The organism is Dietzia sp. NCCP-2495 (assembly GCF_026011735.1).
Taxonomy (GTDB): domain Bacteria; phylum Actinomycetota; class Actinomycetes; order Mycobacteriales; family Mycobacteriaceae; genus Dietzia.
Map to the genome: position 1 here is coordinate 57,120 of NZ_BRVN01000017.1, position 6,873 is coordinate 63,992.

7 protein-coding genes and 1 pseudogene are annotated in these 6,873 nt (G+C 70.6%); 4 read left to right on the plus strand and 4 right to left on the minus strand.

Annotated elements, in window-relative coordinates:
• Positions 1 to 3: 3 nt before the first annotated feature.
• The 4 genes from OPF83_RS13405 to OPF83_RS13420 all read right to left on the minus strand — a co-directional run bounded on the left by OPF83_RS13405 (position 4) and on the right by OPF83_RS13420 (position 3,717).
• Complete coding sequence (locus OPF83_RS13405; RefSeq protein ID WP_264887990.1) at positions 4 to 402, minus strand: carboxymuconolactone decarboxylase family protein; 399 nt, start codon at positions 400 to 402, stop codon at positions 4 to 6.
• The gene (locus tag OPF83_RS13410; RefSeq protein ID WP_264887991.1) at positions 399 to 1,397 is read right to left on the minus strand and encodes an NAD(P)-dependent oxidoreductase; all 999 of its coding nucleotides are present in this window, start codon (positions 1,395 to 1,397) and stop codon (positions 399 to 401) included. The genes OPF83_RS13405 and OPF83_RS13410 overlap by 4 nt, the downstream gene beginning before the upstream one ends.
• A complete protein-coding gene (locus tag OPF83_RS13415) occupies positions 1,394 to 2,146 on the minus strand; it encodes an SDR family oxidoreductase (RefSeq protein ID WP_264887992.1) in 753 nt (250 codons plus the stop codon). Before OPF83_RS13415 ends, OPF83_RS13410 begins: the two co-directional genes overlap by 4 nt.
• Before the next feature lie 95 nt (positions 2,147 to 2,241).
• The gene (locus OPF83_RS13420) at positions 2,242 to 3,717 is read right to left on the minus strand and encodes an aldehyde dehydrogenase (RefSeq protein ID WP_264887994.1); all 1,476 of its coding nucleotides are present in this window, start codon (positions 3,715 to 3,717) and stop codon (positions 2,242 to 2,244) included.
• A 72-nt stretch (positions 3,718 to 3,789) separates the two neighbouring features.
• On the opposite strand from OPF83_RS13420, the gene OPF83_RS13425 reads away from it, so the two are divergent.
• The 4 genes and pseudogenes from OPF83_RS13425 to OPF83_RS13440 all read left to right on the plus strand — a co-directional run.
• The gene (locus tag OPF83_RS13425) at positions 3,790 to 4,365 is read left to right on the plus strand and encodes a TetR family transcriptional regulator (protein ID WP_264887995.1); all 576 of its coding nucleotides are present in this window, start codon (positions 3,790 to 3,792) and stop codon (positions 4,363 to 4,365) included.
• An 8-nt stretch (positions 4,366 to 4,373) separates the two neighbouring features.
• Positions 4,374 to 5,591 carry a cytochrome P450 gene (locus OPF83_RS13430; protein WP_264887996.1) on the plus strand — a complete coding sequence of 406 codons (1,218 nt, stop codon included), beginning with the start codon at positions 4,374 to 4,376 and terminating at the stop codon, positions 5,589 to 5,591.
• Positions 5,588 to 6,382, plus strand: coding sequence for an SDR family oxidoreductase (locus OPF83_RS13435; protein ID WP_264887997.1), 795 nt, complete (start codon positions 5,588 to 5,590; stop codon positions 6,380 to 6,382). Before OPF83_RS13430 ends, OPF83_RS13435 begins: the two co-directional genes overlap by 4 nt.
• Before the next feature lie 80 nt (positions 6,383 to 6,462).
• A pseudogene (locus OPF83_RS13440) lies at positions 6,463 to 6,873 on the plus strand (cytochrome P450); the annotation flags it as partial.

Here is a 6,873-nt window from a genome sequence, read left to right on the forward strand (position 1 = left end):
GGGTCAGCTCTCGGTGCGGCGGGCGGCATTGCGGGCCCTCGCCACGTGTGGGCCCACTACGTTGCCGAGCTTGGTTCCGTTCGGCCAGCCCGCGTAGTAGCAGAGGAAGATCACGATCTCCTCGAGCTCCTCCGGGGTCAGCTCGCCGTTGCCGAGCGCGGCGCCCACCTGGATGTCGGCGACGTCGGAGTTGCCCTGCGCGGTGAGCGCGCCGAGCAGGAGCAGGCGACGATCCCGATGGGTCAGGCCGGGACGGGACCAGATCCGGCCGAACAGATGGTCGGCGGTCTCGGCGAAGTAGTCACCCGGGCCGTCGGACATCTCGAAACCGTAGGCCTCGGTCATCTTCGCCAAACCGTGGGCCCGCTCGGGGGTCATCCCGGTGTCAGCGGTGTCGCTCATGAGCGCTCCTCGTCGTCGTTGTCGTCGTTCCCACTCGCGTCGGCGGCGCCGGCGGATTCCGCACCGACCCCGGCGGCGAGGGCGATCTCGCCCGGACCCACGCCGAACCCGGCACCCAGGTCGCGCAGGGCGATCGTGCCGAGCGGCAGGTCCACGTCCAGTCGCTCCGCCAGCTCCAGGGCGAGGGACAGGTCCTTCTCGCCCAGGCCGCGGACGTGGGTGAACACGCCGTGCCAGAAGTCGTCCTCGGCGATCGGCGCGGTGGTGTCCCGCAGCATCACGGCGCCGGCGCCACCGGTGATGGCATCGGTGTGGCGGACCACGCGGCCCAGCTTGGCGATGTCGATCCCGGCGGCCTCGGCCAGCCGCGAGGCCTCGGCGGTGGCCGTGAACGAGATGAAGTGCAGGAGGTTCCGCGCGAGCTTCATTCGGGTGCCCGCGCCCACCTCGCCAGCGTGGACCGGCATGCCCGCCCAGAGTTTGAACACCGGCTTGCACGCGTCGTAGACCTCACGCGGACCGCCCACCATCACGGCGAGCTCGCCCTGTTGGGCGCCCTGCGCGCCGCCCGAGACCGGAGCGTCGATCAGATGCACGCCGGAGGAGGCGCAGGCCCCAGCCAGCTCTACAGCCGTCGAGTCAGAGATCGTGGAGTGGACCGCGATGACCGTGCCCGGGGAGGCGGTCCGCAGGATGCCCTGAGGGCCGTCCACCACGTCGCGGACCTGGGCGTCGTCGAGCACGGTGACTGAGATCAGCCGTGCCGTGCGCGCGACCTCGTCGGCGCTCGCCGCGGCGGTGGCACCCTCGGCGACGAACGGCTCGGTGGCCTCGGCGCGCACGTCGCACACCACTAGTCCGCCGGGCCAGGCCAGAAGCTGCCGGGCGATGGGAGCACCCATGTTTCCGAGGCCGATGAAGCCGACCGGGGCCGGGTCCGCGTCGGGTGATCCGGGCCCGATGGGGGTCGTCGCGCTGTCGGGGGCGCCTGTCATGACCGGATGACCTGTCCACCGTCGACGTTGAAGATCTGCCCGGTGACCCAGCTGGCCTCGTCCGACAGCAGGAACAGCATCATGCCGACCAGGTCCTCGGGCTGGCCGATCCGCTTGAGCGGCAGCTTGTCGACCATGTCCTTGACGATCTCCTGCGGCGTGGAGGTGCGGTTGGCCTCGGTGTCGATCGGACCGGGCGCGATGGCGTTGATCCGGATGTTCGACCCGCCGAGCTCCGTGGCCAGCTGCTGGGTGAGGCCGTTGACGCCGGCCTTGGCCAGGCCGTAGAAGCCCGAGTACAGCCACGCCGCGGTGGAGGACTGGTTGACGATCGCGCCGCCGCCCGCCGCAGCCATCTTCTCCCAGCAGGCGCGCACCATGAGCAGTGCGCCGTTGAGGTTCACCGACATGAACTTCTCGTAGTAGTCCCACGGCACCGTGATGAGGAAGTCCAGCTTCATGCCGCCGAAGATCGCGGCGTTGTTGACCAACAGATCGAGCGTCCCGAAGCGTTCCACCGCGGCCTCCGCGCAGGCCTTGGTCGAGGCCTCGTCGGAGACGTCGGTGTGCTGGAACACGGCCTCGCCGCCGGCGGCGACGATCTCGGCCGCAACGCGCTCACCCTGTTCGGTGGACACGTCGGCCACGACGACCTTCGCGCCCTCCGCCGCCAGGGCCTTGGCGTACTCCTCGCCGATGCCGCCGGCGGCGCCGGTCACGATCGCGGTCTTGCCGTCGAAACGTCCCATGTTCTTGTCCTACTTTCTGTTGAAGTCCTGCTGTTGATGTGCTGGTCGGCCGCCGCGCGTGTTCCGTGGGCCGGGTCTGGGTCAGGTGCGCCGGGTCAGGCCGGGGTCGCCACGGCCTTGACCTCGAGGTACTCCTCGAAGCCCTCGCGGCCCATCTCGCGGCCGATGCCGGACTGCTTGTAGCCGCCGAACGGCACGTCCGCGCCGTACCACTGGCCGCCGTTGACGCCGAGCGTGCCGGTGCGGATGCCGGCCACGACCTTCTCCACCCGCTCGGGGTCGGTGCCCCACACCGCGCCGGACAGCCCGTAGGGGGAGTCGTTGGCGATGCGGATCGCGTCGTCGTCGCCGTCATGCGGGATGATCACCAGCACGGGGCCGAAGATCTCCTCCTGCGCGACCCGCGCCGAGTTGTCGACCCCGGAGATGAGGGTGGGGTTCACCCAGAAGCCGCGCTCGAAGCCCTCGCCGGTGGGCCGGTCGCCGCCGATCTCGATGGTGCCGCCCTCCTGTCTGGCCAGCTCGATGTAGCCCTCGATCCGCTCGCGCTGGACCGCGGAGATGACCGGCCCGCAGAACGCGCCGGGATCGCGGGGGTCGGTGGGGGCGAAGGAGGCCATGGCGCCCTTGGCGGCCTCGATCGCCTCGTCGTACTTCTCGCGCGGCACGATCAGCCGGGTGGTCAGTGCGCAGCCCTGCCCGGCGTGGGTGCAGGTATTGAGCGCGGTCATGAAGCAGGCGGTGCCGAGGTCGGCGTCGTCGAGTACCACGGACGCGGACTTGCCGCCCAGCTCGAGGAAGACCTTCTTCAGCGTCTCGGCGGCCGAGACCATGATGGTCCTGCCCGTCGCGGTGGAGCCGGTGAAGGAGACCAGGTCCACGCGCGGATCGGTGGTGAGCTGCGCCCCGATCCCGTGGTCGGAGGAGGAGATGACGTTGAGGACGCCGGCGGGCAGGTCGGTCTCCTCGGCGGCGATGCGCGCCACCGCCGCGGCCACGAGCGGGGTGTCGGGGGCGGGCTTGAGCACCACGGTGCAGCCCGCGGCCAGCGCGGGGCCGACCTTGGCCAGGTTGATCTGGTTGGGGAAGTTCCACGGTGTGATGGCGGCCACCACGCCGATCGCCTCACGTCGGGTGGTGCGGTGCGAGCGCACGCCCATGATCTCGGACTCGCCCAGGTCCTCGGTCCACGCGTAGGACTCGGCGAGATCGGCCAGCCACCCCAGGTCCGCCACGGGCCCCTCGAGGTGGGGGCCGGTGGTGAACATGTGCGGCGCCCCGACCTCGGCGATGGTCAGCGCGCGCAGCTCCTCGATGTGGGACCGCAGGGCGTCGCGCAGTTGCCGCAGGCACCGGGCGCGGAACGCGTGGTCGGTCGACCAGTCCGTGGTGTCGAAAGCGGTCCGGGCGGCGGCCACGGCGGCGTCCACGTCGGCCGCAGTGGCGTCCGCGGCGGCGCCGAGCACCTCCTCGGTCGCGGGGTTGAGCACGTCGAACGTGCCGCCGCCGGTGGCGGGGCGGAGTTCGCCGCCGATGAGCAGCGGTGCGGGAGCGGTGATGCTCGGTGTCACGGGGGACCTTCCGTCGGGGTCGATGGACAGCTGTCTAGACAGTAGTCCGGCAGTGGTGTATTGTCCAGACACATGTCCACCGATGTTCGATTCGAGTCCACCCGGCGACGGCTCAACGGCCAGCAGGCCGAGACCGTCGACCGCCTGACCGCCGCCGCGGTGGGGGAGCTCCGGGAGAAGGGCCCCGACGGCCTGGCCGTCCGCGCCGTCGCCGCCCGGGCGGGCGTTGCCCCGGCCACCGCGTACACCTACTTCTCCTCCAAGGGGCACCTGATCGCCGAGGTGTTCTGGCGGCGACTCGAGGCGCACACCACCACGGCGCCGGAGGACGGGTCGACCGCCGACCGGGTGGTCGCGGTGCTGCGTGACGTGGCCATGTTGGTCGCCGACGAGCCCGAGCTGTCCGCGGCGGTCACCGCCGCGCTCCTGGGGGACGACCCGGAGGTCTCCCACCTGCGGCTCCGGATCGGCGTCGACATCCGTCACCGCCTGGAGGCGGCGCTGGGTCCGGGGCACGACGACGAGGAGGTGGTGCACGCGCTCGAGATGATCTACGCCGGCGCCCTCGTCAGGGCAGGTATGGGCTACGGCTCCTACCGGGACATGGCAGACGCGATCGAATCCGCCGCACGACTGATCCTGAGGTGACAGAACCCGTGACCACCGCATCCGCTTCGCCGCTGATCTTCAGCCCCTACGACTACGACGTACACGAGGACCCGTATCCGCTCTACGCCCGTCTCCGGGCCGAGGCGCCCGTCTACCACAACCCCGAACTCGACTTCTGGGCCCTGAGCAAGCACGCCGACGTGCGCGAGGCCTTCCGCGACCCCGAGGTTTTCTCCAGCGCCATGGGCGTCTCCCTCGACCCGGCCGCCTACGGGCCGCACGCCTACAAGACCATGTCGTTCCTCGCCATGGACGACCCACGCCACGCGCGCCTGCGGCGGCTCGTCAGCAAGGGCTTCACCTCCCGCCGGGTGGACGCCCTGAGCGAGGGGATCGAGAAGATCTCCCGCCAGTACTGGGACGAGTGCCTGCAGCGCGCCCGCGAAGGGGAGGCGTTCGACTTCGTCGACAACTACGCGGGCAAGCTGCCCATGGACGTCATCTCCGACCTCATGGGCGTGCCCGAAGCGGACCGCGCGGAGCTGCGCCGCCTGGCGGACCTGGTCATGCACCGCGAGGAGGGTGTCCAGGACGTTCCCGAGGACTCGATGGTCGCCGCTCTGGACCTCATCACCTACTACCAGGGCATGGTCGACGAGCGCCGCGCCTCGAGGACCGAGGACCTCACGTCGGCGCTGATCGACGCCGAGATCGACGGCGAGAAGCTGGACAACGACGAGATCCTGTCTTTCCTGTTCCTCATGGTGGTGGCCGGCAACGAAACCACCACCAAACTCCTGGCCAACTCCCTGTTCTGGGCCCACGAGCACCCCGCGCAGTCCCGCCTCGTTCTCGACGATCCGGAGCTCGTCCCGCAGTGGGTGGAGGAGACCCTGCGGTTCGACACCTCGAGCCAGATGGTCCTGCGCACCACCACCACCGAGACCACGGTCCGCGGCGTGACGATCCCCGCGGACCAGAAGGTCCTGCTGCTCATCGGATCGGCCAACCGGGACGCGGAGGTGTTCGTCGACGGTGATTCGTTCGACCTGAACCGGGACACCGCGGGCAGCCTGAGCTTCGGGCAGGGACCGCACTTCTGCCTGGGCGCGCACCTGGCGCGCCTGGAGGCGCGCATCGCGTTGGACATGATCTCCCGGTCGATCACCGGCTACGAGCTCCTGCCCGGCGCCGAGCGGGTCCACTCCTCCAACGTCCGCGGGTTCGCCCACCTGCCCGTGAAGGTCGAGGTGCGCGACCGATGAGCCTGCGGTTCCCGGCCCAGGCCGACCCCTCCACCCGACCGGCACTGGTCACCGGTGCCTCCTCCGGGATCGGGCGGGCCTGCGCCGAGGCGCTCGCGGCGCTCGGGCACCCCGTCGTGGTGGGCGCCCGCCGCGTCGACCGACTCGATGAGCTCGTCACCACCATCCGCGAGGCCGGGGGACAGGCCACCGCCTGCCCGCTCGACGTGACGGACCCCACCTCGGTCGCCGGCTTCCTCACCGCCGCCACCGACGCCTACGGGGAGCCCGAGGTGCTCGTCTCCAGCGCGGGGACACTCATCATGGCGAGGGTCTGGGAGATGGACCCCGATGAGTTCGACGGGCAGATCGACATCCATCTCAGATCCGTGCAGAGACTGCTCCACGCGGTGATGCCGGGCATGATCGGCCGCCGCCGCGGCGACGTCGTCGTCATCGGTTCCGACGTGGCCTACACGGCGCGCCCCCGCTCCGGGGCGTACGTCGCCGCCAAGGCCGGGCTCGAGGCGATGGCCGTCCAGGCCCGCCGCGAGCTCGAGGGCACTGGGGTGCGCCTCGGCGTGGTGCGGCCCGGACCCGTCATGACCGAGATGGGCACCGAGTTCGACCCGGCCACCGCAGAATCCGTCATCAACGACTGGGTGCGCCACGGCTTCGGCCGCCACCCACGCATGTGCAAACCCGCCGACCTCGCGCGAGGGGTCACCGCCATGGTGTCCATGCCGCGCGGCGCACAGATCACCGAGCTGGAGATCCAGCCGGAGGCACCCATCGAGGAGGACTACTCGTGACCACCAACGACGACACGACCGACGTCGCCACCCTTGCCGAACCGGGGCGGGTCTCCGGGGGCACCGGCGAACTCGGCCACATGGACGAGCTCCGTGAGGACCCCATCGGCCTGTTCTGGCGGGTCCGCGAGGAGTGTGGCGACCTGGGGATCTTCCGGATCGCCGACCGCGACATCTGCCTGGCCTCCGGCGCCGCCGCCAACGAGGCCTTCTTCCGGGCGCCCGACGAGTCGCTCGACCAGGCCGCCGCCTACCCGTTCATGACCCCGGTCTTCGGTGAGGGCGTCGTCTTTGACGCCAGTCCCGAACGGCGTTCCGAGATGCTCCACAACACCGCCCTGCGCGGGGAGCACATGCGCCAGCACGCCGTGACCATCCCGCGCGAGGTCGAGCGGATGGTGGCTGAGTGGGGTGACGAGGGCGAAATCGACCTGCTCGAGTGGTTCTCCGAACTGACCATCTACACCTCCTCGGCGTGCCTCATCGGACCC